Source organism: Bacillus sp. FSL K6-0073, from assembly GCF_038006085.1.
In the GTDB taxonomy this organism is placed as follows: domain Bacteria; phylum Bacillota; class Bacilli; order Bacillales; family Bacillaceae_G; genus Bacillus_A; species Bacillus_A cereus.
The window spans coordinates 4,369,880-4,394,365 of the sequence record NZ_JBBOUN010000001.1; the positions used below are offsets into that span (position 1 = coordinate 4,369,880).

The window sequence follows — 24,486 nt, forward strand, 5'->3', positions numbered from 1 at the left end:
CTGGAGCTTCTTTTTCGTAGTGCTTTTATGCATGAAGGAAAAGACGGAATTTTTCCGTTATCATTAATTGAGATGTAATTATATTTTCTCTTACAAATAGGGTGGTACCGCGATTCTTTCGCCCCTATCGGATTTTCCGATAGGGGCTTTTTCTATTTCTCACAGAAACATATGTTAAATAATTCCGAATCTTATGATAAAATTTTATAAGCGCTTACAAAAATGAAAGACCAACTATGAGAAGTCAAGGAGGATTTTTTATATAAATAGGGGGTGTTTCTCTAAAAAAGGGCGTATCAAATAAACCTAAGGATTTTCAAAAAAATGAGAAGTTCATGTTTCTGTTGTGTGTGGTGGAATTTCATAAGGTTTATTGCTTTTAAGAATGGCATAGATAATGTAACACAGCTTTCTAGCTACGGCTCCTATACAAACATAGTAGTGCTTTCCTTGTTTTCGTTTCTTTTCATAAAAGGCTTTTAATACAGGGTCATGTTTATGAGCTGTAATAGCCGCCTGGAATAAGGCTCTACGCAAATGAGAAGAGCCACGTTTGGATATAGACGTACCTGAGGATTCAAATTGCCCAGATTGGGACACAGAGGCATCGATGCCTGCGTATGCGACAAGTTTAGATGGTTTGTCAAAGCGGTGTATATCCCCAATTTCACTTAGTATAGTGGCACCTAAAATCGGTCCAACGCCAGGTATTGTCATGATAGGAGTATCTAAATCAATTAAAAGTTGTGACATTTCTTCTTCACACTCTTTGATTTGATCTTCGATAAAACGAATTTGCTCCATCAACATTTTTAGTTGAAAGGAAAAAGCGTTTTTACAGAAAGTAACACCAAACGAATTAGAGGCTAATTCCATTAGTTTGTTGGCTGTTTTCTTCCCAAGTCGGTTACGACTGGTTTGCTCAATTATTTGTGTTAAATCATCAATAGATATCTGTTCATAGTCACTAGGAGAGGAATATTCAAGTAAGATTTGTGAAGAAGTTTTACCAAAAACATCCGAAAAGATGCTTTGGTACTCTGGGAAAGTCTGATCTAATACGACAAGAGCTTTTCTTTTTAAATCACTCATATTACTTACAAGCGCATTACGAAAGCGGCTCATTTGTTTTAGAGCGAACATTTTCTCGTCCACAAGTGGAGTTTCAACAAAACGGCCGAATCGAATGATATCGGCAATCATAGTGGCATCAATGGCGTCTGTTTTCCGCTTTCTAATTTCTGTTCCTTTTCGCCAGGCATTGGTTTGAATTGGATTTAATACAACGACTGAGAAGCCATGATCCAGTAGAAAAGAATAAATGGCTAACCAATAATGTCCTGTTGCCTCCATTCCAATCATTATTTCTGTAGGAGACTCAATGTATCGGTACATCCAATTTAATAGTGCTTGTCCACCTTCTTTGTGATTCTGAAAGGGAAATGGCTTAGTAATAGGTTTTCCAGTTTGATCGATAATGGACGCATAATGTTTATGTTTAGCGATATCAATACCTAAATAGAACATAGCTTACACCCCTATTTTAATCAGTGTTAGATAGTGTTGTCCTCCTCTGAACTAATAAGCGCTACTACCTCGTAAGAGATACGAAGAATGACCAATGGTCATCAACATCCAACTCATTCGTAAACTACTTATTAGACAGAGGTACCATTCTTTCAACCGAATACAAAGATTCAAGGAGGTGGTCGGCAACACTCTATCTACAAATTTAAGTATCTCATAAAAATAGATACTCTTGGGTTTATAGGTACATCCCGTCCCTAAAAAACCTAACTTAATCATACGAGGAGGTGATACAAGCTATACGAAATCGATATTCAATTTTATTGAAAAAAAAGGAGGATGTCTAAATGACAAAGAAAACAGAAATCCCATCGCATTTAAAACCATTCGTATCCACACAACATTATGATCAATACACACCGGTGAATCACGCTGTGTGGCGTTATATTATGAGACAAAATCATAGTTTCTTAAAAGACGTTGCTCATCCAGCCTATGTGAACGGACTACAATCATCTGGTATTAATATAGATTCAATTCCAAAAGTAGAAGAAATGAATGAGTGTTTGGCACCAAGTGGCTGGGGCGCTGTAACGATTGACGGACTTATTCCCGGTGTAGCATTCTTCGATTTCCAAGGACACGGATTACTACCAATCGCAACAGATATTCGGAAAGTAGAAAATATCGAGTACACACCAGCTCCAGATATCGTACACGAAGCCGCAGGACACGCACCGATTTTACTTGATCCTACATATGCAAAATATGTGAAACGTTTTGGGCAAATTGGTGCAAAAGCTTTCTCTACAAAAGAAGAACATGATGCATTTGAAGCTGTTCGTACATTAACGATAGTAAAAGAAAGTCCTACTTCTACTCCTGATGAAGTTAAGGCTGCTGAAAATGCTGTAATCGAAAAACAAAACTTAGTTTCTGGTTTATCAGAAGCTGAACAAATTTCACGTCTTTTCTGGTGGACAGTAGAATATGGATTGATTGGAAATATAGATGATCCAAAAATATATGGTGCTGGTCTCCTTTCTTCTGTTGGCGAAAGCAAACATTGCTTAACAGACGCTGTAGAAAAAGTTCCATTTTCTATCGAAGCATGTACAGGGACAACTTATGACGTAACAAAAATGCAACCACAACTATTCGTTTGCAAGTCCTTTGAAGAATTAACAGATGCGCTTGAAACATTTTCTAAAACAATGGCCTTTAAAACAGGTGGAAAAGAAGGTTTAGAAAAAGCAATTCGCTCTGAGAACTATGCAACAGCTGAGCTAAATAGCGGATTACAAATCACAGGTACATTTAGCGAGACAATTGAAAACGATGCAGGTGAATTAATTTACATGCGAACAAATTCGCCAACGGCATTAGCGCTTCATAATAAACAGTTAGCGAATCATTCTACTTCTGTACACAGTGACGGATTTGGAACACCGATTGGATTACTTACTGAAAATATTGCATTAGAAAATTGTACAGACGAACAACTACAATCATTAGGAATTACAATTGGAACTATCGCTGAGTTTACTTTTGCAAGTGGTATTCATGTAAAAGGAACAGTAACAGATATTGTGAAAAACGATAAGAAAATTGCTCTTATTTCCTTTATCGATTGCACAGTTACTTATAACGCCCGCGTTTTATTTGATGCTTCATGGGGCGCATTTGATATGGCTGTTGGCTCACAAATCACTTCAGTATTCCCAGGTGCCGCAGATGCAGCAGCATTTTTCCCAATGGATGAAGAAGTTCAAGAAATTCCTGCTCCGCTTGTACTGAATGAACTCGAGCGTATGTATCAAACAGTTCGAGATATTCGAAGTGAGGGGATTTTACACGACGCGCATATCGATCAATTAGTAGCAATTCAAGAAGTATTAAATAAATTTTATGCGAAAGAATGGTTGCTGCGCCTTGAAGTATTAGAGTTACTTTTAGAGCATAACAAAGGGCATGAAACATCTGCAGCATTACTACATCAACTTTCTACTTTCACAACTGACGAAGCTGTAACACGCCTTATTAACAATGGTCTTGCGTTACTTCCAATAAAGGATGTGAAAAATGATGCTAAGATTAACTGAAGAAGAAGTTCACGAGGAATTATTGAAGGTAGATAAATGGATGGTAAAAGATGAGAAATGGATTGAACGAAAATATATGTTTTCCGACTACTTAAAAGGAGTCGAATTTGTCTCTGAAGCCGCCAAACTATCAGAAGAACATAATCACCATCCATTTATCCTTATCCAGTATAAAGCAGTTATTATTACTTTGTCATCTTGGAATGCAAAAGGTTTAACGAAACTAGATTTTGAGCTTGCAAAACAATTTGATGAACTATTTTTACAAAACGAAAATGCAATTATAAGAAAATAAAAAAGAGAAGCCTTTTTAGGCTTCTCCTTTTATTTTGAAATGGATACAATGTCCAAATGGATCCTCGACTTGTAATATTCCATCTTTGTACGTAGCAATCTTGCCAATATTTTTTAAGCTTTCACATACTTGTTCTTTTTGTTTTTCATCCGCTAGTACAATTGTGAAATATTTCAAACCAACAGAACCTGGCATTTGCGGTGGTACCCCTTCACCTTGCCATGTATTTAAACCGATATGGTGATGATAGCCACCTGCTGATACGAACAACGCTCCATTACGAGCTGGGATCGTTACTTCAAAACCAAGACCATCAACATAGAAACGTTTCGCTTCCTCTAAATCAGCTACATGGAAATGAATATGCCCCATCACAGTACCAGCTGGAAATCCACTCCATGTACTTCCTTGCTGCAATAATTCTTCACCAGCTAACGGGTTACTAACAAATGGGAGCTCTCCATTCTCATCACGCCAAACTTCTTTTTGTCGATCATGATAAATTTCAATCCCGTTTCCATCTGGATCAGCTAAATAAAGAGCTTCACTAAAGTAATGATCGGCCCCGCCATGTAGTGGATATACCATTTCTACAAGATGACGAAGAACATTCGCTAAATCCTGCCTACTTGGTAATAAAATTGCGTAATGATATAACCCTGTTCTTCCTCTTTGCTTCGGAAAAGCTTCTTTCTTTTCTTCAATGATAAGAAGTGGTTCATCATTTTCATTCCCAAATGTAACGACTGCTTTTTCTTCTTTTAGCACCTTCATACTTAGTACTTCCGTATAAAACTCTAGTGATTTCTTTACATTAGATACGTATAAATGAACAACATCAAGTGTTGTATTGGGATGAAGTTGAAAACTCATCTTGTTAGCCTCCCCCATTTAAATTATTTCTTCTTTGACATTTTTTCTTTTAAGAAATTATCTACAAAACCATCAGCTTTTGCAACAAATAAGTATGCACCCATTGCTAATAATGCAAGTTCTAATTCGAAACCAGGATTTTTTCCATCTCCCAATAAACCAGCTGACCATTTCACTTTTACGATTGCTCCAACCATAACAAGTGCAAATAATAATCCAATATATCTTACACCTAAACCTAGAATTAATAATAGGCCTCCAACTAATTCAAATGTTGCTACACCGTATGCAAGTCCTCCTGGTAAACCAATGCTTGTAAACCACCCTGCAATATTGTCAATTCCTGATTGGAATTTTGTTAAACCGTGCATGAAGAATGTTACCCCTAACACGATACGAATAATTAAGTTACCAATATGTTGATTCATTTCTTTCTCTCCTTTATAGTTTTATTATATAAAACTTTTATTCACATTACAAAACATACACTAATTTTTTTTATTCGTCAATTCATTTTCACTGGGAAAAAATATATTTTTTTTGCTATGATACAAATAGTTGTTTACAAAAAGGAGCTTGATTTTATGAATATTGGTTCTGCAATACGTGAAATTCGTCAACGTAGGGGCATAACAATCGCACAAATTTGTGAGGGAACAGGTCTTTCTAAAGGATTTATGAGTCAGGTTGAAAATAATAAAACATCACCATCTATCTCAACTTTAGAAACGATCTCCAATTTTTTAAACGTTCCCCTTCCCTATTTATTGTTAGAGCAAAAAGATCGATTAAAAATTGTCAAAAAAGAAGAACGGAAATACAGTGTATACGGCAAAGATGAGCAAAGAATTGAACATGTTGCGGAGCAAGGGGGCCTTCGCCTATCTTTAGTAGAAATCCCTACTGGATTCCCGAAAGAAAACTCACCAAATGCCCATGAAGGGGAAGAATGTCACCTTGTATTACGCGGAAAACTAGAAGTTCAGCACGGTGAAGATATTGCAATTGTAGAAGAAGGTGATTCTTTCTCATGGAATGCATGTGTTCCTCATATTGTTCGTAATATAGGAGAAGAAACTGCATTATTACTCATCTCTAGTTATGCAGAAAATCGAAAACGTGTTTACTAAATAATAAAAAAGAAGCCTGTTAAACAGGCTTCTTTTTTATCCCCTTATAATTCCATAACTTGTCCCAACTAGTACAGTCTTTTCATGCTGATTGCGATAAACTGACTCGATTGAAACTTTTTTATAGCCTTCCATTTGCTCAACATTTGTTAAAGTTAGTTCACAAGTGATCGTATCTCCTGTGAACACTGGTCTAATAAACTCACTTACTAATTCTCTTGCTATGTAATGTAACTCTTCTCCCACTTTCGTCCCAATGCTAGCAGTCAATAAACCATGAACCATTAATCTTCCATCTTCATCGTATTCCACATGGTGTCTACCTTTATCACCGGTAATATTTGCAAATTCAAAAACCTCTTCCTCAGTAAATCTTCTTTCATATTTAAATACATCCCCAACTTTTATACTCATTTTTATCCCCCTATAAATAAACAGAATTTTCTTTTATTTTATCATAAAACGAGCCTCAATCCATTCTCTATTATCAAAAGTCTCAAAATTACCTCGCTATACTTTTTTACTTGCCATTCATTTATCGGTGACCATCTCTTTTGGCGACTTGATATCCATAATACGCACATGTTCCATTTCTCGATAGCTCTCTAACTTCAAATCCACAGCTTCTATAAAAATCAAAATTGTTCGCAGAAGTATGTGCAAACCAGTCACCATGTGGTAGCTTTTGCAAACAAAGAGCGACAAGTTTCTTACCTAATCCCTTCCCTCTATATTCACATTTCACAACTAAATTTACTATGTTCGCGACCATGATTCCATCAGAAATGACTCTAACCATGGCAATCATCTCTTCTTCATCCCAGATTGTGAATGCCCATGTTGAATTTTCAAATGCTATCGTGAATTTTTCAATTTGCCAAGAAGGGATATTATCATTGCTCCAACCGGCATCTTCAAATAAAGTCTTAATTGCATATGCAGGTACACCATTCGTTCCCTCACGAATAATAAGTCCATTATGATAAATGTACATGTAATCCCCCCTTTATTTTTATATACCATTCTTCAAAAAATGCAATTAACCTTTTTTCATCCAACGCGCCTAATGGAATAAACGAGAACATCCATCCCATGAAATGAAGTTGTTTTCTCATAACTAAGCCCCGTTTTTCTAGCGACAAAGATTGAGGCGGGGTGGTCCGGATTAATAAGAGAAATCAATTTATTCATTCGTAACGCTTGGAAGCCATAGTCTCGAAATGCTGCCGCTGCTTCTTTCGCATAGCCTTTTCCCCAATACTGAGGTAATAACCAATAACCAATTTCAATTTCCTCTTTTCCATCTATCTGCTGCTTTACTAATCCTGCATGACCAATCCGTATCCCCGTTTCCTTTTCAATTAATACAAATAAACCGAGGCCGTTTTTATAGCTAGGAATTACCCACTCTTCCAAACTTTTTTTACATTGCATATATGTTTTTAAATTCCCATTTCCAATATAGCGCATTACTTTTTCGTTTCCCCATAGTGAAGCGTAGAACTGTAAATCATCCATTGTATATTTACGAATTTGTAAACGGTCTGTATGAAACATTCCTTCACTCCTTTCTACTAATTTCTTCTTAATTTCACAATCATATTTTGTATGCACAATAAATGTTACCATTTATTATAAATGAATCAACTACATAACACAGAATATTCAATCTTATAGAAACAAAAAAAGCAGTAGACAAATATTGTCCACTGCATCCATATCATAACTAGCATAAAGAAAACTACAATTGAGGGGGGTGTAGGATTTTCAAATATACTAGATACTTATCCCGTTCTAACGGGCGGTAAACTTTCCAATTGTTTCAAGTGAAAAGTTTACCGCACATAAGAACTTCCTTCGTTCATTAAGATAGTATTGCTAAATAATCATATACACGCTTAGATTTCTCTCCACCCATTCGTGCATGTTGAAGAAGAGAAATACCATGAGGACCAGATGCGCGCAATGCTTCTGGTTGAGCTACTAAAATAGCTTGTACAACTTCTAATTCACCAAGCATAGCTGCTGCAAAAATATCCATCCGAGCACCCTTTTCTAGTAAATAAAGAGCAATATCTTTACGACCTACATGTGCCGATGCGCCTAACGCACTTTCCCAATCTGATCCACCCCAATTATAAGAGGCGTGAAGTAAGCTTGGTGATTCAACCAATAGCTCTTGTACTTTCTCTAAATCCCCGTGAGCTGCCATAACAAATTTTCTTACTAATTCAATGGTAATACGCTCTTCTGTTTGCATCGCTCTTCTCCCCTTTTAGAAATTCGTTTCGGTGTAAAAAAAGGCTTGTCACTTCCCTGAAAAATATCTACATCTATGCCAAATACATGTTGAAACATTTCATGGCATAGTACTTCTTCTGGTATACCATCATACTGAATTTTCCCTCGCTTTAATACAAGTAAACGATCGCTATATTGAGCAGCTTGGTTAATGTCATGTAAAACCATTATAATTGTCATTCCAAACTCCTCATTTAATCGTTTCACAAGTTCCATTACTTCCAACTGGTGAACGATATCTAAAAAGGTTGTTGGTTCATCCAATAATAAGACATTTGTACGTTGCGCTAGCGTCATCGCAATCCAAGCACGTTGCCGTTCTCCTCCTGATAAAGAATGTAAAAGACGATATTCACACCCTTCAAGATTTGTAACAGACAATGCCCAATCAACAATTTCTTCATCTTCTTTATTTAAGTGGCTACTCCATGATTTATGTGGACCTCTTCCGAACTCAATTAGTTCTTTCACTGTTAAATCTAATTGATGATCATGCATTTGTGGTAACATTGCTAATTGCTTCGCTACATCAGCACTCTTCATCATATGAATATTTTTCCCATCTAAAATGATGTCCCCTTCGCTTTGTTTCAGTAGCCTTGCTATTAAACGAAGCAAAGTAGATTTTCCCGATCCATTCGGACCAATTAAACTAACGATTTCTCCAGCCTTAATATGTACATTCATATTTTGCATTTGAAATCTTTCAGAGTGTGCGTAAAACACTTTGTTAACGGAAATCACTTTGTTTTCCTCCTCTATGAATTAAATATAAGAAGAACGGACCACCTAAGAAGGACAGTAAAATACCAACAGGCAATTCGATTGGGTCAAACCAACTTCGAGCTATTGCATCCGCAAAAACAAGTAATACCCCGCCGCCAAGGCATGATAAAGGTAGCAAATATCTATAATCATTTCCAACTAATAAACGTAGCATATGTGGTACGACAAGACCGACAAATCCAATCAGACCAGACACACTTACTGCAATTCCAGCTAATAATGTACTTACTACGATTAAATAAAACCGACTTTTTTCCACGTTATGTCCTAATAACTTTGCCATTTCATCTCCAAGCATTAACACTCGAATATGCTTAATACCAAAGAAAGCTAATATAATGGCGAATATTGCATAATAAATAATCATATTTAAATGTGCCCAACTTACACCACCAATACCACCCGCTAGCCACGGTAACACCGATTGTACTTTGTCACTATGTAATAACATTAATGCTGACGTTGCTGCACCAATTAATGCATTGATCGACACCCCTACTAAGACGATTCTTGAAGGTGGTGCCCCTTTTTGCCATGATAAAGCATAAATAACCATCGCTGTTATGAAAGCTCCTAAAAACGCCCCTAGTGGTAAAAAAGCTAGATGCTGTGGGAATAAAATCATGATGACAATTGCTACAAGGCCTGCCCCAGATGAAACTCCGATAATACCAGGATCTGCAAGAGGGTTTCTCATAACTCCTTGTAGCAGTGTACCAGATGCAGCTAAACATGTTCCTACTATAAACCCAATGAGCACTCTCGGTATGCGAAGATCCCATACAATTCGATGAACTGTCGAACCTTCATCTTGTATACCCGTTAGAATATCTCGTACAGAAAAGGATAAACTTCCTGCGAAAAGACCGTAAAAGAGACCTAGGATTGTTAATACAACTAAAGTAACTGCTATTATCCATCTTTTTTTCGCAAAAGGATGTTCCTTTTCTCTTACTACTTCACTACTTTCCATACGTATCATTTCCTTACATCTTGTATACTTTTATACATAAAGTCCATTGCTTCTGTAACTTTTGTACCAGGATTAGATCCAAATAAATCAGGTGGCAAAATAACTACGCGGTTTTGTTTTACTGCCTCTAAATTTTTCCACGCTTCATTTTTCATCATTTCGCCTTCGAATGCTTTTTTCACACTTTTTGGATCTCCGTGTGTAATTAAATAAATCACATCTGGATTCGCCTCAATAATACGTTCTACACTTAGCTGTGCATATTGCGGATATTCTTTCGTTTCTGGAAAATCAGAAGCAATATTTTTTCCGCCTGTTTTTTCTAAAATATCACCTGATAAAGATGTTGGTAATGCCGCTAAATAAGTTCCTGGTGCGCCATACACTAGCAATGCTTTCACATCGCTCTTTTTCTCATATTTCTTCATTTGATCATTCATTTTTTGAATAATTTCTTTTGCTTTATCTTCTTTCTTCATTACCGTTCCATATAATTCAATATTCTTTTGAATATCTTGTACAGAATTCGCAGAAGAAATGATAACTTGCGTTCCTTGTCCTTCAACCGTTGGCACATTCTTTTGGAATCCATTGTTAGCAACAAGTACATCGGGCTTTAAACTAACAATTTGCTCAAAATTCGGTTGATGTGCATTCCCAATTACTTGTGCTTTCTTTAGCTCATCCGGAAGAGTTAATTTCGTATCCGGGCGACCTACTATTTTTCCACCTAAAGCATGAATAATATCCATGTCCCCCATACTTAATGTTGCAAAACTTTCTGGCACTTTATCGAATGTTACCTTTCTTCCTGATAGGTCGGTAATTTCGATTTTCTCTTTTCCTTTTTCTGTTTTGGTTGCAGACGCTTTTTCGTCCCCTTTGGCACTGCAACCTATTAACAAGAAAAAAATAGATAAAATCGCTGTAAATAGCGTAATAGATTTTTTCATTTCTTCACCTCTAATTGATAATGATAATCATTAACTACTATTCTACTTTAATTGATAAGGATTATCATTGTCAACACGAAACGCATATATTTTCCTACAAAAAACAAAAAGCGCGACAAAAAGATTTTTTCTTTTCGCTGCGCTCTAGTTAACAATATTATTCACATTCATTTTCCTCTAGCTGGTCACGCATCACTTTCACACGCTGAAAGAAAAAGAACGATAAGCTTAAAAATATAACGATGCTCCCCATCATAACAAAAAATTGGATTGTCTCTTTTGCTCCACTCGGAATCAATAAGCCAACCATTAACAATGTACTTACAGCGAGAAGCATTTGTCCAAACCGAGTATAATCTTCTATTTTTCCTTTTAATTCTTTCATTATATTCTCACTCCTCCATTTCACTGTATCATATTCTATGAAACTGAAAGACCAGTAAATACAGCCATTCTGGGAGATATTTTCCAATAAAAAAAGAGCCGCTTTTACTGCGGCTCTTTTTTTATCATTATTCACCTTTATATGCTTCCATATAAATTTCTTTCAGCTCTGAAATAAGCGGTAACTTTGGATTAGCAGTTGTACATTGATCTTCAAAAGCTCTTTCTGCTAATACTCCAACAACCTCTTCAAATTGCTCTTTATCGACTCCTTGTCCCGCAATACTCATATTAATATTTAAGCTTTTTCCAAGCTCAATAATTGCTTGGACGAGTGATTCCACCCCTTCTGCTGCCGAACTTGCTGGAAGACCGAGCATTCTCGCTATATGTGCATATCTTTCATCTGCCACAAAGTGCTCATATTTTGGGAACAATGCGTGTTTTCTTGGCTTAATAGCATTATAGCGGACTACGTGCGGCATTAGAATGGCATTTGCGCGTCCGTGCGGAATATGGAATTCTGGTCCAATCTTATGTGCTAAGCTGTGATTAATACCGAGGAAAGCGTTTGCGAATGCCATCCCTGCAATTGCAGAAGCGTTATGCATTTTTTCTCTTGCTTCTTCATCATTTCCATCTTTATATGCTCTCGGTAAATATTTGAATACGAGATCAATGGCTTTTAATGCTAATCCATCTGTATAGTCATTTGCCATAACAGACACATACGCCTCAATTGCATGTGTTAAAACATCCATACCAGTATCTGCTGTTACATGTGGTGGTACTGTCATTACAAATTGTGGATCAACAATTGCTACATCTGGTGTTAATTCATAATCTGCGAGCGGATACTTTATATTATTTTTCTTATCTGTAATAACCGCAAATGGTGTCACTTCTGATCCCGTTCCTGATGTCGTTGGAATCGCAACAAACTGCGCCTTATTTCCTAATTCCGGATATTTACATGTACGTTTTCTTATATCTAAAAATTTCTGTTTAATACCATAGAATGTCGTTTCTGGATGCTCATAGAATAACCACATTCCTTTTGCTGCATCCATAGCTGAACCACCACCAAGTGCGATAATTACATCTGGCTTAAAGCTTTTCATCATTTCCGCACCTTTGAAAACAGTTTCATCTGATGGATCTGGTTCGACCTCAAAGAAAACTTCAACTTTCACATCATTTGCATTCTTGTTTAAATAGTGCGCGACTGTATCGACATAGCCATGTTCAACCATTCCGGGGTCCGTTACAATAAATGCACGTGAAATGTTAGGCATATTTGCTAAATAAGCTGTAGCATGTTTTTCAAAATAAATTTTTGGTGGCAGTTTGAACCACTGCATATTCTTTTTTCTATTTGCCAGCCTTTTTATATTTAATAAATGAGTCGCTGTTACATTTTGGGAAACTGAATTCTTTCCGTATGAACCACAACCAAGTGTAAGTGATGGAATAAATCCATTATATATATCCCCTATTCCACCTTGTGATGAAGGTGCATTTACAATGAGACGGCAAGCTTTCATACGTAACCCAAATTGCTTTTGCACATCTTTATTTGTAGAATGGATAACTGCTGAATGTCCTAAACCACCGAGGTTCAACATTTCTTTGCAATATGTAAATCCTTCTTCTAATGAATTCGCCTTCACACAAGCTAATACTGGACTCAGTTTCTCACGAGATAACGGATATGCTGCTCCGATACCTTGAATTTCAGCTACAAGCATTTTTGTATGTTCAGGAACAGTGATCCCAACTAAATCGGCAATATACTGTGCTGATTTCCCTACAATATCACTATTTACTGCACATGTATTTTCATTTATAACGAGCTTTTCTAATTTTTTTCTTTCTTCTTCTGTTACAAAGTAACAATTGTTTTCAATCATTTCTGTTTTAACATCATCATAAATTTCTTTATCGACAATGATTGCTTGTTCCGATGCACAAATCATACCGTTATCAAATGTTTTCGATAAAATTAAATCATTAACAGCTCGTTTTACATGTGCTGATTTTTCTATATAACACGGTACATTACCAGGACCAACGCCTAACGCTGGTTTTCCAGTAGAGTAAGCTGATTTCACCATACCAGCGCCTCCAGTTGCTAGAACGAGTGCTACACCATCATGGTTCATCAATTGTTTCGTCGCTTCAACAGACGGTCTTTCAATCCATTGAATACAGTGTTTTGGTGCACCAGCTTTCATCGCTGCATCATATACGGTTTTCGCTGCTGCCACAGAACATTTTTGTGCGGAAGGATGAAATGCGAAAATAATTGGATTTCTTGTTTTTATCGCAATTAACGCTTTAAACATTGTTGTCGACGTTGGATTCGTTACTGGCGTTACCCCAGCTACTACACCGACAGGTTCCGCGATTTCTATTATTTCTTCATGAGGATCTTCGTGAATAATCCCTACCGTTTTATCTTGCTTTATACTATGCCAAATATATTCAGTGGCAAAAATATTTTTAATGCATTTGTCTTCATATACACCACGGCCAGTTTCTTCAACTGCCAATTTTGCTAGCGGCATATGTTGATCAACACCTGCTAATGCCATTTCATGAACAATGTTGTCAATTTCCTCTTGTGTAAAACTTTCTAATGCTTGTAAAGCTTGTTGACCATTATTTACTAGCGTATCAATCATCTTTTTTACTTCCTGCATTTCATTTACAACTTTCTCTTTGACTACCATGTGAATTTCCTCCTATTCTACTATCACGGTCCTTATATGTCCCTATAGGTCAAAATAAGTCCCAATTAACACAAAAAAATAGAGATGCTTTCCTACATGAATTTCATTGTTTGTGAAAAGTTTCACAAGTTTGTTCGTGAGTAACATTTCCTGAATTCAATATACATGAAATCATTTCGTTTGTGTATGTCTATTTTGTGAAATGTTTCACAAATGATGTAATAAAAAAATGCACTGCTAATATAGAGCAGTGCATTTTTTATTATGCTAGCGCTTGTGCTAAATCTTCAATTAAATCTTCACCATCTTCAATACCGACAGAAATACGAATTAATGTATCTGTAATTCCTAATTCTTTGCGGCGATCGGCTGGGATTGATGCATGTGTCATTTGAGATGGAATAGAAATTAAACTTTCTACCGCTCCTAAGCTTTCAGCAAGTGTAAAGTATTGTAGTTTCTCAAGTACTTTATTTAATGTCTCTTCACTATCTACATCAAATGAGATAATAGCACCAAATCCGTTTGCTTGTTCTGTTGCTAATTCGTGGTTTTGATGTGATTCAAGACCTGGGTAATATACTTTATTTACTTTTGGATGATTATTTAAGAACTCAGCAATAGCGCGTGAATTCGTTTCATGTTCTTCCATACGAATTCCTAATGTTTTTAAACCGCGAAGTAGTAAGAAGCTATCTTGTGGCCCAAGAATACCTCCTGTTGAGTTTTGTACAAAGTGAAGATCTTCTGCTAGTTGTGGACTATTTACAACTACTAAACCTGCAACTACGTCACTATGACCTCCTAAATATTTCGTTGCACTATGAAGCACAATATCTGCTCCTAAAGAAATCGGCGACTGCCAATATGGCGTCATGAATGTGTTATCAATAATTGTTAATAAGTCTTTCTCTTTAGCAAGAGTAGATATTTTCTTAATATCAGTAATTTTTAGTAGTGGATTCGTTGGTGTTTCCACATAAATTGCTTTCGTATTTGGACGAATCGCTTCTTCAACTTCCTCTAAGTTTGTTGTATCTACAAATGTATGCTCAATACCGAAACGGTTTAATACTTTCGTAATAACGCGGTATGTTCCGCCATAAACATCATCTGTTAAAATTACGTGGTCACCTTTTGAGAACAACATAATTGTCGCTGTAATAGCAGCCATTCCTGAACCAAATGCAAATCCAGCATGCCCATTTTCTAATACAGCAATCATTTCTTCTAAAGCTGCACGTGTTGGGTTACCTGTACGTGAATATTCATATCCTTGATGCTTACCAACTGCTTCTTGTTTGTACGTACTTGTTTGATAAATCGGTACGTTTACAGATCCAGTTGAAGGTTCTCCTATGCGAATACCATGAATTAACTTTGTCTTTGCTCTCATTTTTTATTCCCATCCTTTGTATATGTCTTTACTTAAATAGCGCTCACTGCTATCAGGAAAAATGGTTACAATATTTGTACCTGGTGCTGCCTTCTCTGCCTCCAGTAAGCTCGCATGAAATGCTGCTCCTGAAGAGCTCCCAACGAGAAGTCCTTCTTTTTGGGCTAATTCTTTCACTCGTAAAAATGCATCTCGATCAGAAATCGTATGAATTTCATCAAAATAAGATGTCTTCAAAAATGGCGGGATAAATTCCAGTCCAATTCCTTCGGTCTCATGTGAACCAGCCTTACCACCATTTAAAATAGATCCTTCTGGCTCTACAATCACTGTTTTAATATCTATATTTTTTTCTTTCAAATAAGATGCAGTCCCCATAAACGTACCGCCAGTTCCTGCTCCAGCAACAAATATGTTAATCTCTCCATTCAATGCGTCCCACAGTTCAGGTCCTAATGTTTTAAAATATGCACGAGGATTTGCCTCATTTGCGAACTGACTTGGAGAATATGAATTCGGTAGTTCATTTACTAACTCTTTTGCTTTAGCAATTGCACCGGTCATTCCTTCCTCAGTCGGTGTATGCACGACCGTTGCACCTAGTGCTTTCATTAATTCTTGTTTTTCAATACTAAATTTCTCTGGTACACAAACGATAACACGTAAATCATGTTCTAATGCTGCAAGTGCCAGTCCAATACCAGTATTCCCAGCAGTCGGTTCAATAATTGTTCCACCCTGGGTAACAAGCCCTTTTTCTAGCGCATCTTCGATTAATTCTCTTCCTAAACGATCCTTAACGCTTCCGCCTGGGTTATAAAATTCAAGCTTTGCAAATAAACGGACCCCTTTCGGAAGTGAAAAACGAGTAATTTCTACAATTGGTGTATGACCAATTAACTCATGAACTCCACGATATACATTCATCGTGTTCTCCCCCTTGTTTGCCAATAAAGAAAAGGCAACTGTATGTATTTTCTTTATATGAGACAGTTGCCTTTTTGTTACATTACTTTAACTCTTCTAACACTTTTACAATAAAGTTTGTAGAGTGAAGAGCTGCTTGATCTAAAAACTGATCAAATGAAACATTTGATTCTTTACCAGCAATATCAGAAAGTGCGCGAATGATAACAAACGGAATTTCATATTGGTGGCATACTTGTGCAACTGCTGCTGCTTCCATTTCTACCGCATAAAGATTTTCAAATTTATCACGGATGGCTGCAACGCGGTTCGGATCACTCATAAATGAATCACCTGTTGCAATCATACCTTTTACAACTTGAATATTTTCTTCAGCCTGCATACATTTCTCAGCTAATGCAACTAACGCCTCATCAGCTTTAAATCCAGGCGGCATTCCTGGTACTTGACCATATTCATAGTTAAATGCTGTTACATCTACGTCATGGTGACGAACTTCAGTGGAAATAACTACATCACCTACGTTTAGAGAATGATGGAATCCACCAGCTGAACCAGTATTAATTACTTTTTCAGGCTTATATTTTTCTAATAAAATTGTCGTTGACATCGCTGCGTTTACTTTACCAATACCAGACTTTAACAAGATTACTTCATGCCCTGCTAATAGCCCTTTCGTAAATTCACAACCTGCAACTGTTTCTGTCTCTGCTTGTTCTAATTTGTCACGTAAAATACGTACTTCTTCTTCCATTGCTCCAATTACAGCAATTCTCAATCTAATCCCTCTTTCTATTGCTTAGTTGCCTCCATTACCCAAACGAAATGATTTAATCTCGTGAACGTTACATGGAAGCCATTGTTTTCAAAAATAGTCTGCATAACTGGAATACGTGTATAGTATTCCGTTTGCAAATCGTTTGCTAACTGGTGGAAACCTCTTTGTTTTGCTGTTTCAACAGTTTTATCATATGCATCTTGATCTGCAAATATCGTATCAGCAAACACTATTTTACCACCTTTGTTTAGCAATTGACTATACTTCGCAATCGCTACATTTTTTTCATCATCTGTTAAATGATGAAATGCATAGGTGCTTACAATGGTATCAATTGAATTTGGAACTTCAAACGAAAGAAAATCACCGTCTGTAATTGAAAATTCTTTTGGCAATTTCTCTTTTGCAATCATGCGCATTTCACGCGACGGTTCTATACCGTAAACTGTGCGGCCAGCAAGTAATAATTTATCTGTTAAATTACCTGTACCGACACCAAATTCTAATACATTACCAAATGACTTGTTAACTACATCCTCTAGAATGTCCTCATAATGGGCGAAAACTTCTTTATATTGTATATCTTCGCCTTGTACAAATGAGTCGTACGTATGAGCCCACTCATCAAATAAACCATTAAATTCTGTACCCATAAAAATTCCCCTTTTTCTTATCGGTTTTATCAGTATGATATTCCCTCTTTCTAAAAATGTCAATTGAAATGTACATGGTATTTCCTTCTTTTCTTTGTTACACTATAGTTGATTACATAGGAGAGGGGCCGTCTTCATGTCATTTACCTTTGAAATGTTAGAAGATAAAGTAGAGTTTTTTGAAGCGGGAGACTTAGCTTCTTTAGAACGAAAAATTAGTGAACAAATTGATAATAATAAAGCACTTATGCTTGAAGTTCATCACATCTCACATCAGATGGTTATGGATCCTGAAAGCAAAAGACCGTATTATAGCGCGGTTGTTCATTTTAAATTAAAGAAATTGCGTTAACAAAAAAGAGAAGCTCCTAAGGAGCCTCTCTTTTTTAGTTTAGAGTTTGAACAAGTACTGGTTTCCAGCCCTCATTGTCTACCCAATCAATATTTACATAATATCTTTTCCCACTTTGCTTATCTTGAACATCACCATAAGCTTTACTCTTTCCAGTTTTGTCTCTTCCAACAAAATGGAATACTAATTGCTCTTTCGGTACTTCAACACCTGCAGCAATTGCACTTTGCATCTCATTCCAATCTGATGAACCCTGTTTAAACGTCATCGCTGGTGATGAACCTTGTTCTGTTCCTACAGCTTTCCAAGAAGGTTTTGTATACGCCTCTTTTGCCTTAGATACAGTTTTCTCAGCTGATACTTTCTCGTTAGCTTTCGCTTCTTCTTCAGCTTTTTTCTGTTCTTCTTCAGCCTTTAGCTTCTCTTCTTCAGCTTTTTTCTTGGCTTCTGCTTGCTCTTGTTCTTTTTCTTTTTTCTTAGCAGATTCTTTATCTTCTGATTTTCCAGCTTTCTCATTCTTTGTTGTTTGTTGAGAGACTTTCTTATCAGTAGAAGATGCTTGCTCTTTCGTACTAGGAACGAACAATTGATATGCTACAATAGCTACTAATAGTAATACAATAGCGATTGCAATATTTAAAACACCGTTTTGACGACGTTTTTGTTGTTTCTGTTGGAATCTTGATCCTCCTGCCATTCTCCAAACCTCCATGCAGTTTTTCCTAATTGCTATTGTAACATTAAATCTAGAAAGGTTGAACATTTACAATGATATTTTCATGAAATGAAGACATTTCACTATAAATTGCAAGATTACTTTTCATTCTCCAATTGATAGATTGCTCCTACCATATCTTTAAAAATAGGTGTAACTTTATTCACTTTGCTATCAGTCTCTAGATCAACAACAACTAAAGCATATCTTGGATTCTCATACGGAAAATAACCTGCAAACCAGCGATTCACCCTCGTCCCTTTCCCTGTTTGCGCTGTCCCGGATTTTCCAGCGACACTTAGTGGCAACGAACGGAATGCCGTTCCTGTTCCTTTCTCCCTTGTTACAACGCCTCTTAATAACTCTTGTAATGTTTTCACTGTTTCATACGAAAGCTGTTTTCCATTTAACGTATGGCTCTCAAATGTAAAAAAATCCGCTCCATTTTTATATACTATTTTTTCAACTGCTTTCACTTCCATCTTTTCTCCATTCCTCGCAATCGTCGCCATCATATTTGCAATTGCTAGAGGTGATATACGTACATCTTTCTGTCCAATTGCTGTTTGTTCTACCGCTTTTTTACTATTTTTATTTTCTTCATTCCCCCAAATAGTAGTACCCTTTTCTTCTGGCATTTGCTCAAAATGAGGTGTATGAAATACAGAACCTTTCCATCCAACCTTTTCATTTGCTCCTAAAGCTGCTACGTATGTTTCTAGCACCGTCTTATCCTTTTGTAATAGCTCGTTACCTAACTCGGAAAATGTCCTGTTACAACTCCTAGCAAAGCTCTCTTTAAAGTTAAGTGTACCCATCCTAACTTGTGGGTCGTTTTCACCATATAAATCTTTATTACAGTTAAATGTCCGATTAAACAAATTTACTTTTTGATCAATGACTGCAGCTGCAACTACTGTTTTAAAAACAGAGCCTGGAAAATGTGGCGTTAACATTTGATTTTCAAGTGTAGTTTTATATAAATTCTCATCCCTTACTTGTAAAGACGGCTTACTAGCCATCGCTAATATTTCATTTGTCTTTACATCTAGTAATACTAGTCCCCCCTTCTTTATTTCGTTCGCTTCAATCACTTCTTCTGCTTTTTGCTGCAACTCTTTATGTAAAGTAGTTTGAATCCTAACTGGATAAAATGGATTTCCTGGTGAAGTGTATTTCGCTTGCTTTCCGAAAATTGGTTCTCCTTGCCGATCTACTTGATATAATACTTTTGCCTCTCCATCAGTCAATAGAAATTCATCAAATGATTGCTGTAATCCTGAAATACCTATCGGCGTTTGTTTTGAGATTCTTTTCAATTCTCCATATCGCTTTTGAAACTCCCTTTCGTTCTCCCCTACATCACCAATTAAATGATTTATCTCTCCAGTTTGTTTTAATCGCACTTCAGCTGCTACAATACCTAATACATGTAATTCATTTACCTTCTCCATCTGCTCTCGTGTCACTCGAAATGGAGCAGTTTCTCCTTGTAGTGTAAATGCATTTTTATTATTTTTCATTTGTCTTCTAATCTCTTGTCTCGACACACCAATGATATGCGCGATTTTCTCTAACATGTCATTTTTTATTTGTAAAAATGGAAAAATAATTAAAACAGGATATTTTTCCTCACCTATTTTTTTACCATTACGATCTATAAACTGCCCACGTCCATCGTCTACTGTAATGGATTGTGTGCGTTGCGTAACACTTTTTTCAATTAAATTTATTTTGCGATCAGTAAATGATTCTGTATCTATAATTTGAATTTGGATTAAACGACAAAGCAATACAAACATAACGCACATAAAACAAATTAAAACAATTGTAATTCTCCGTTTTATTTTCATAAAAAACACCTCGTCTATTGTAGTTTAGACGAGGTACTATTTTATTTATACAATCTCCAAAACAAAAACAGATATTATATAAGGCTATTATTGTTTCTTTGGCTTCTCTAAAAATTTCATAAGAAGCGATCTAAATTCAGTTTCATTCACTCCAGTGTTTTTAGCAACTTCAATTACAGTGGTTGTTACATTAGCCGCTATTTTTAAATAATCCTTACTAAGATTATCCATTTCATTTCTTTTTTCTTTTGCATTCTCAACTGTTACAGAATCAATACAAGTAATCATCTTATCTACAATATGTAAATAATTATTTTGTGCATCTATTATTTTTTGAATATCATCTTTATTACTTACTTTCGATTGTTTTAAATATGTATATGCTTGATTCACTTCATCTTTTAAAATTTTATCATTATTCTTCGCCTGTTCTTGTAACATATTCTTCATATCATCTATTGTTTTTTGATCCATCGAATCTCGCAATAAATAATCTGGATTCCCAATTGCGTAATCATACTTAATCGTTACATCTTGAAATATTTTCATGACAATTGCTAATTGATACGCTACATCAAAATCATTAAATTCCTTTTTATCTTGTGGATTTTCTAAGGCTTTTGAACTCTCAGTTGCTTTAATATCCTTTTTTTCTTCTTGCTTTACTTTTTCTCCCTTTGATGATGTAGTTTCTTCATTCGTTCCGCATGCAGCAAGTCCTAATATAGAGATACTACAAACCAATCCTGTAAAGATTTTATGTTTCATAATTAGCCCCTTTTCCCTTTTAAAAACTATGGTCTCTAATTATGATATCAAAGCTTAAAATGTTTTTTTGACATTTTTTGTCGAATCACTCTAAGGTTTACACAAATTTTTCTATTCTACAGATAAAAAGAAACTTTAATTAGCCCTCACCAAGCGGGCGTTTACGAGCAGTCCGATGCCCACCTAACTTCTTTGCTTCCGCTGAATTTTGAGATGGTGGTCTTACTGTCTGGCAAATAGCGGGATAAAAAAAAGATTCTCCCGATAGGAGAATCTTTTTTTTATTTTACAGAGACAATCTCTACTTGCATTTCTCCGCCTGGTGTTTGGATTGTTACTTTCTCACCAATTTGCTTACCTAATAAGCTTTTTGCGATTGGAGAATCGTTAGAAATTCTTCCTTCGAATGGATCAGCTTCTGCGCTACCTACGATTGTATACGCTTCTTCATCTCCGTTTGGTAATTCTTTAAATGTTACTGTTTTACCTAATGTAACAACAGTAGATACTTCGCCAGTATCTTTAATGATAACTGCGTTACGAATCATATTTTCTAATTGTGTAATACGTCCTTCTACGAACGCTTGCTCATCTTTCGCTGCATCGTACTCAGAGTTCTCAGAAAGATCCCCGAAGCTACGTGCGATTTTAATACGTTCTACTACTTCTTTACGTCTTACTGTTTTTAATTGCTCAAGTTCGTTCTCTAGTTTTTGCTTACCCTCTTGCGTCATAGGGTATGTTTTTTCTGTTGACATATTTTCCACTCCTTTTATATACCAATCCCCCGAAAAAAAGAGGAGTTCCATATGAAAACTCCTCCGCTTCCATTGTTAGCGGAGGTTTCTAGTACCCTTGCACTAGCGGAGTTGTCACATACAACCCCGTATTTCCAATTCTTCTTTATATAAAGAAGATATGTATGGAAAGTTGATATAAATATGCCCTCACCTATATATAGATGAGGTTGCATGTTTCATTGTATTCGATAGGAAGGGAAAAAATCCCTTCCTACCGTATATCTTTTACTATGCTATTACAAATTTACTTTTTGTTCAAGAATTGTTGCAATTTTTGTCACCATAATATCAATTGCAACGTGGTTTTGTCCACCTTCAGGGATAATAATATCCGCAAATTTCTTAGAAGGCTCAATAAATTGATTGTGCATTGGACGTACAACATTTACGTACTGATCAATAACTGAATCCATCGTACGACCGCGCTCTTTAATATCACGTTGCATGCGGCGCAGAATACGAAGGTCAGCATCCGTATCAACGAATAATTTAATGTCCATTAACTCGCAAAGACGTGGGTCTTCTAAAATAAGAATTCCTTCTAAAATAATTACATCTTTCGGCTCAACCGGAATAATTTCTTCTGAACGCGTATGCAATGTATAGTCATATACAGGCTTATCAATTTGCTCATATGCAAGCAACTGCTGCAAATGTTCAATTAACAGATCATTATCAAACGCAAGCGGATGATCATAATTTGTTTTTAAACGCTCTTCCATTGGTAAATGGCTTTGATCTTTGTAATAATAATCTTGCTCTAAGATTAAAATAGAATGACCTTTAAAATGGTCAAAAATCGCTTTCGTTACACTCGTTTTACCTGATCCCGAACCACCAGCAATTCCAATTACAACAGGCTTATTCGTCCCCATTCGACTATCACTCTTTCTTATTGAAGTATGCTTTTGCGCATCATATTATTCACATACACTCGTTGATCCACTTTGAATTTCACGATTTGCAACGGATGTCTCGCTGCATCTAATTCGTTTCCATCCTCATCCCAAATTTTCTCCACCGTTTGCGTAAAGTTTTCTATTTCTGGTCCAAAGAACTCCACTTCATGTCCTGGTTTGAAATGATTACGTTGCTCAATCGTTACGATGCCCGTTTCTTCATTATAATCTAACACTAAACCAGCAAAATCATACGTTGTTTTCTTACTATGATTTCCAAACATTTGCTCTTGATGTCCTGGAACCCCTTCAAAGAATGCAGGAGCTGTATCACGATTTGCACATTTATCAAGCTCATCTAACCATTCTTGTTTAAACTCAAAGTTATCTGGATCCGCACAATACGCATCAATTACTTTACGATATACAGTTGCTACAGTCGCTACGTAATGGATTGATTTCATACGTCCTTCTACCTTTAAGCTATCGATTCCGATTTCAATCATTTTTGGAATTGATAAAATTAAATTTAAATCTTTTGGACTCATCGCAAAGTGAGCATCTCCTTCTTGGAATAGAGGAAGCTCTTTTGCATCTTTATGTTGTGATACTGTTTGAACTAAATCATAATCCCAGCGGCAAGATTGGCAACAACCACCACGATTAGAATCACGCGCTGTCATATGGTTACTTAATGTACATCTTCCTGAATATGCGATACACATTGCACCATGGACGAATGCTTCAATTTCAATATCCACTTTTTCTTTAATTTCTTTCATTTCTTCATAGCTTGCTTCACGAGCTAATACAAGGCGATGTAAACCTTCTTCTTTCCAATACTGTGCTGCTTTCCAGTTGGATAGTGATTGCTGTGTGCTTAAATGCACCTCAACAGAAGGCGCTACGCGTTTACAAGTCTCAATGATAAGTGGATCAGCAACGATAATTCCCGTTACGCCAGCTTTTTCAATCCCTTTTAAATATTCCTCTAGCCCGTCCATATTTTCATTATGTGCAAAGATATTTGTTGTTACGTATATTTTTGCTCCATACTTCTTTGCAAACTCAACGCCTTCTGCCATTTCTTCTAGCGTAAAGTTACCTGCATTCGAACGAAGACCAAATTCTTGTCCACCTAAATATACAGCATCTGCCCCGTAATGGATAGCTACTTTTAATTTTTCTAAGTTACCCGCAGGGATTAACAGTTCAGGTTTCTTCACAATAACACGTTTGCCATCGATCACTCGTGAAATTTCTTGTACAGTCATTTCCTACACCCTCCT

The 24,486-nt window shown here is 36.3% G+C and carries 26 protein-coding genes and 1 other annotated feature (1 of these 27 running past the window's edge); of the genes, 4 read left to right on the forward strand and 22 right to left on the reverse strand.

Annotated features, from left to right (window positions below; translation table 11 throughout):
* Window positions 1–129: a binding site (T-box leader), on the forward strand; it begins 99 nt to the left of the window's first position.
* A 204-nt stretch (window positions 130–333) separates the two neighbouring features.
* The gene (locus tag MHB52_RS22590) at window positions 334–1,527 is read right to left on the reverse strand and encodes an IS110-like element ISBth13 family transposase (RefSeq protein ID WP_061663050.1); all 1,194 of its coding nucleotides are present in this window, start codon (window positions 1,525–1,527) and stop codon (window positions 334–336) included.
* 347 nt (window positions 1,528–1,874) lie between these two features.
* Here MHB52_RS22590 and MHB52_RS22595 point away from each other — a divergent pair, with 347 nt between their 5' ends.
* Window positions 1,875–3,629, forward strand: a complete 1,755-nt coding sequence (locus tag MHB52_RS22595) for an aromatic amino acid hydroxylase (RefSeq protein ID WP_000163212.1) — start codon at window positions 1,875–1,877, stop codon at window positions 3,627–3,629.
* A complete protein-coding gene (locus MHB52_RS22600; protein ID WP_000979538.1) occupies window positions 3,610–3,924 on the forward strand; it encodes a 4a-hydroxytetrahydrobiopterin dehydratase in 315 nt (104 codons plus the stop codon). The genes MHB52_RS22595 and MHB52_RS22600 overlap by 20 nt, the downstream gene beginning before the upstream one ends.
* Before the next feature lie 15 nt (window positions 3,925–3,939).
* On the opposite strand, the gene MHB52_RS22605 is transcribed toward MHB52_RS22600, so the two are convergent.
* Both MHB52_RS22605 and MHB52_RS22610 read right to left on the reverse strand, forming a co-directional pair.
* The gene (locus tag MHB52_RS22605) at window positions 3,940–4,797 is read right to left on the reverse strand and encodes a VOC family protein (RefSeq protein ID WP_000009857.1); all 858 of its coding nucleotides are present in this window, start codon (window positions 4,795–4,797) and stop codon (window positions 3,940–3,942) included.
* A gap of 23 nt (window positions 4,798–4,820) precedes the next feature.
* Window positions 4,821–5,225, reverse strand: a complete 405-nt coding sequence (locus tag MHB52_RS22610) for a DoxX family protein (protein WP_001071552.1) — start codon at window positions 5,223–5,225, stop codon at window positions 4,821–4,823.
* Between the two features lie 156 nt (window positions 5,226–5,381).
* Between MHB52_RS22610 and MHB52_RS22615 the strand changes: the two genes are divergently transcribed.
* The gene (locus MHB52_RS22615; RefSeq protein WP_001020693.1) at window positions 5,382–5,927 is read left to right on the forward strand and encodes a helix-turn-helix domain-containing protein; all 546 of its coding nucleotides are present in this window, start codon (window positions 5,382–5,384) and stop codon (window positions 5,925–5,927) included.
* A gap of 36 nt (window positions 5,928–5,963) precedes the next feature.
* Here the strand turns inward: MHB52_RS22615 and MHB52_RS22620 are convergent, their stop codons facing one another.
* The 13 genes from MHB52_RS22620 to MHB52_RS22680 all read right to left on the reverse strand — a co-directional run bounded on the left by MHB52_RS22620 (window position 5,964) and on the right by MHB52_RS22680 (window position 17,810).
* Window positions 5,964–6,341 carry a MaoC/PaaZ C-terminal domain-containing protein gene (locus MHB52_RS22620; protein WP_000025014.1) on the reverse strand — a complete coding sequence of 126 codons (378 nt, stop codon included), beginning with the start codon at window positions 6,339–6,341 and terminating at the stop codon, window positions 5,964–5,966.
* 121 nt (window positions 6,342–6,462) lie between these two features.
* Complete coding sequence (locus MHB52_RS22625) at window positions 6,463–6,921, reverse strand: GNAT family N-acetyltransferase (protein WP_000276114.1); 459 nt, start codon at window positions 6,919–6,921, stop codon at window positions 6,463–6,465.
* Window positions 6,922–6,977: 56 nt separating this feature from the next.
* Window positions 6,978–7,556: a GNAT family N-acetyltransferase gene (locus tag MHB52_RS22630; protein ID WP_136986246.1), complete on the reverse strand. Its 579-nt coding sequence runs from the start codon at window positions 7,554–7,556 to the stop codon at window positions 6,978–6,980.
* A 235-nt stretch (window positions 7,557–7,791) separates the two neighbouring features.
* Window positions 7,792–8,187 (reverse strand): ankyrin repeat domain-containing protein, encoded by a 396-nt coding sequence (locus tag MHB52_RS22635; RefSeq protein WP_016118650.1) that lies wholly within the window; start codon window positions 8,185–8,187, stop codon window positions 7,792–7,794.
* Entirely contained in the window at window positions 8,154–8,972 is an 819-nt protein-coding gene (locus MHB52_RS22640; protein WP_000626524.1) for an ABC transporter ATP-binding protein, read from the reverse strand. Before MHB52_RS22640 ends, MHB52_RS22635 begins: the two co-directional genes overlap by 34 nt.
* Entirely contained in the window at window positions 8,959–9,987 is a 1,029-nt protein-coding gene (locus MHB52_RS22645; protein WP_002000971.1) for a FecCD family ABC transporter permease, read from the reverse strand. The genes MHB52_RS22640 and MHB52_RS22645 overlap by 14 nt, the downstream gene beginning before the upstream one ends.
* Before the next feature lie 5 nt (window positions 9,988–9,992).
* A complete protein-coding gene (locus MHB52_RS22650; protein ID WP_000748455.1) occupies window positions 9,993–10,940 on the reverse strand; it encodes an ABC transporter substrate-binding protein in 948 nt (315 codons plus the stop codon).
* Between the two features lie 157 nt (window positions 10,941–11,097).
* Window positions 11,098–11,325: a YrhC family protein gene (locus MHB52_RS22655; RefSeq protein WP_000661265.1), complete on the reverse strand. Its 228-nt coding sequence runs from the start codon at window positions 11,323–11,325 to the stop codon at window positions 11,098–11,100.
* A 127-nt stretch (window positions 11,326–11,452) separates the two neighbouring features.
* Window positions 11,453–14,056 (reverse strand): bifunctional acetaldehyde-CoA/alcohol dehydrogenase, encoded by a 2,604-nt coding sequence (adhE, locus tag MHB52_RS22660; protein ID WP_016118651.1) that lies wholly within the window; start codon window positions 14,054–14,056, stop codon window positions 11,453–11,455.
* A 262-nt stretch (window positions 14,057–14,318) separates the two neighbouring features.
* Entirely contained in the window at window positions 14,319–15,452 is a 1,134-nt protein-coding gene (locus MHB52_RS22665; RefSeq protein ID WP_001201908.1) for a bifunctional cystathionine gamma-lyase/homocysteine desulfhydrase, read from the reverse strand.
* A gap of 3 nt (window positions 15,453–15,455) precedes the next feature.
* On the reverse strand, window positions 15,456–16,379 hold the full coding sequence (locus MHB52_RS22670) for an O-acetylserine dependent cystathionine beta-synthase (RefSeq protein WP_016118652.1): 924 nt from the start codon (window positions 16,377–16,379) through the stop codon (window positions 15,456–15,458).
* Between the two features lie 82 nt (window positions 16,380–16,461).
* Complete coding sequence (mtnN, locus tag MHB52_RS22675; RefSeq protein ID WP_001217024.1) at window positions 16,462–17,157, reverse strand: 5'-methylthioadenosine/S-adenosylhomocysteine nucleosidase; 696 nt, start codon at window positions 17,155–17,157, stop codon at window positions 16,462–16,464.
* 14 nt (window positions 17,158–17,171) lie between these two features.
* Window positions 17,172–17,810: a class I SAM-dependent methyltransferase gene (locus MHB52_RS22680; protein WP_000536313.1), complete on the reverse strand. Its 639-nt coding sequence runs from the start codon at window positions 17,808–17,810 to the stop codon at window positions 17,172–17,174.
* Window positions 17,811–17,946: 136 nt separating this feature from the next.
* Here MHB52_RS22680 and MHB52_RS22685 point away from each other — a divergent pair, with 136 nt between their 5' ends.
* The gene (locus tag MHB52_RS22685) at window positions 17,947–18,162 is read left to right on the forward strand and encodes a YrzA family protein (protein WP_000010984.1); all 216 of its coding nucleotides are present in this window, start codon (window positions 17,947–17,949) and stop codon (window positions 18,160–18,162) included.
* Between the two features lie 34 nt (window positions 18,163–18,196).
* Here MHB52_RS22685 and MHB52_RS22690 read toward each other — a convergent pair whose 3' ends face one another.
* The 6 genes from MHB52_RS22690 to MHB52_RS22715 form a co-directional block, all read right to left on the reverse strand.
* Window positions 18,197–18,859, reverse strand: a complete 663-nt coding sequence (locus tag MHB52_RS22690; RefSeq protein WP_000897099.1) for a YrrS family protein — start codon at window positions 18,857–18,859, stop codon at window positions 18,197–18,199.
* 116 nt (window positions 18,860–18,975) lie between these two features.
* Window positions 18,976–20,730: a peptidoglycan D,D-transpeptidase FtsI family protein gene (locus MHB52_RS22695; protein WP_000695140.1), complete on the reverse strand. Its 1,755-nt coding sequence runs from the start codon at window positions 20,728–20,730 to the stop codon at window positions 18,976–18,978.
* A gap of 87 nt (window positions 20,731–20,817) precedes the next feature.
* Window positions 20,818–21,498 (reverse strand): hypothetical protein, encoded by a 681-nt coding sequence (locus tag MHB52_RS22700; protein ID WP_000680878.1) that lies wholly within the window; start codon window positions 21,496–21,498, stop codon window positions 20,818–20,820.
* Window positions 21,499–21,779: 281 nt separating this feature from the next.
* A complete protein-coding gene (gene greA / locus MHB52_RS22705) occupies window positions 21,780–22,256 on the reverse strand; it encodes a transcription elongation factor GreA (RefSeq protein ID WP_000102591.1) in 477 nt (158 codons plus the stop codon).
* Window positions 22,257–22,534: 278 nt separating this feature from the next.
* On the reverse strand, window positions 22,535–23,173 hold the full coding sequence (gene udk, locus MHB52_RS22710) for a uridine kinase (protein WP_000537078.1): 639 nt from the start codon (window positions 23,171–23,173) through the stop codon (window positions 22,535–22,537).
* Between the two features lie 17 nt (window positions 23,174–23,190).
* Window positions 23,191–24,471, reverse strand: coding sequence for a peptidase U32 family protein (locus tag MHB52_RS22715; protein ID WP_000217974.1), 1,281 nt, complete (start codon window positions 24,469–24,471; stop codon window positions 23,191–23,193).
* Between the last annotated feature and the right edge of the window lie 15 nt (window positions 24,472–24,486).

Coding starts and splice junctions, on each gene's coding strand:
- MHB52_RS22590 (WP_061663050.1), bottom strand. CDS start 1,527: ATGTTCTATTTAGGTATTGATATCGCTAAACATAAACATTATGCGTCC.
- MHB52_RS22595 (WP_000163212.1), top strand. CDS start 1,875: ATGACAAAGAAAACAGAAATCCCATCGCATTTAAAACCATTCGTATCC.
- MHB52_RS22600 (WP_000979538.1), top strand. CDS start 3,610: ATGATGCTAAGATTAACTGAAGAAGAAGTTCACGAGGAATTATTGAAG.
- MHB52_RS22605 (WP_000009857.1), bottom strand. CDS start 4,797: ATGAGTTTTCAACTTCATCCCAATACAACACTTGATGTTGTTCATTTA.
- MHB52_RS22610 (WP_001071552.1), bottom strand. CDS start 5,225: ATGAATCAACATATTGGTAACTTAATTATTCGTATCGTGTTAGGGGTA.
- MHB52_RS22615 (WP_001020693.1), top strand. CDS start 5,382: ATGAATATTGGTTCTGCAATACGTGAAATTCGTCAACGTAGGGGCATA.
- MHB52_RS22620 (WP_000025014.1), bottom strand. CDS start 6,341: ATGAGTATAAAAGTTGGGGATGTATTTAAATATGAAAGAAGATTTACT.
- MHB52_RS22625 (WP_000276114.1), bottom strand. CDS start 6,921: ATGTACATTTATCATAATGGACTTATTATTCGTGAGGGAACGAATGGT.
- MHB52_RS22630 (WP_136986246.1), bottom strand. CDS start 7,556: ATGGTAACATTTATTGTGCATACAAAATATGATTGTGAAATTAAGAAG.
- MHB52_RS22635 (WP_016118650.1), bottom strand. CDS start 8,187: ATGCAAACAGAAGAGCGTATTACCATTGAATTAGTAAGAAAATTTGTT.
- MHB52_RS22645 (WP_002000971.1), bottom strand. CDS start 9,987: ATGGAAAGTAGTGAAGTAGTAAGAGAAAAGGAACATCCTTTTGCGAAA.
- MHB52_RS22650 (WP_000748455.1), bottom strand. CDS start 10,940: ATGAAAAAATCTATTACGCTATTTACAGCGATTTTATCTATTTTTTTC.
- MHB52_RS22655 (WP_000661265.1), bottom strand. CDS start 11,325: ATGAAAGAATTAAAAGGAAAAATAGAAGATTATACTCGGTTTGGACAA.
- adhE (WP_016118651.1), bottom strand. CDS start 14,056: ATGGTAGTCAAAGAGAAAGTTGTAAATGAAATGCAGGAAGTAAAAAAG.
- MHB52_RS22665 (WP_001201908.1), bottom strand. CDS start 15,452: ATGAGAGCAAAGACAAAGTTAATTCATGGTATTCGCATAGGAGAACCT.
- MHB52_RS22670 (WP_016118652.1), bottom strand. CDS start 16,379: ATGAATGTATATCGTGGAGTTCATGAGTTAATTGGTCATACACCAATT.
- MHB52_RS22680 (WP_000536313.1), bottom strand. CDS start 17,810: ATGGGTACAGAATTTAATGGTTTATTTGATGAGTGGGCTCATACGTAC.
- MHB52_RS22685 (WP_000010984.1), top strand. CDS start 17,947: ATGTCATTTACCTTTGAAATGTTAGAAGATAAAGTAGAGTTTTTTGAA.
- MHB52_RS22690 (WP_000897099.1), bottom strand. CDS start 18,859: ATGGCAGGAGGATCAAGATTCCAACAGAAACAACAAAAACGTCGTCAA.
- MHB52_RS22695 (WP_000695140.1), bottom strand. CDS start 20,730: ATGAAAATAAAACGGAGAATTACAATTGTTTTAATTTGTTTTATGTGC.
- MHB52_RS22700 (WP_000680878.1), bottom strand. CDS start 21,498: ATGAAACATAAAATCTTTACAGGATTGGTTTGTAGTATCTCTATATTA.
- greA (WP_000102591.1), bottom strand. CDS start 22,256: ATGTCAACAGAAAAAACATACCCTATGACGCAAGAGGGTAAGCAAAAA.
- udk (WP_000537078.1), bottom strand. CDS start 23,173: ATGGGGACGAATAAGCCTGTTGTAATTGGAATTGCTGGTGGTTCGGGA.
- MHB52_RS22715 (WP_000217974.1), bottom strand. CDS start 24,471: ATGACTGTACAAGAAATTTCACGAGTGATCGATGGCAAACGTGTTATT.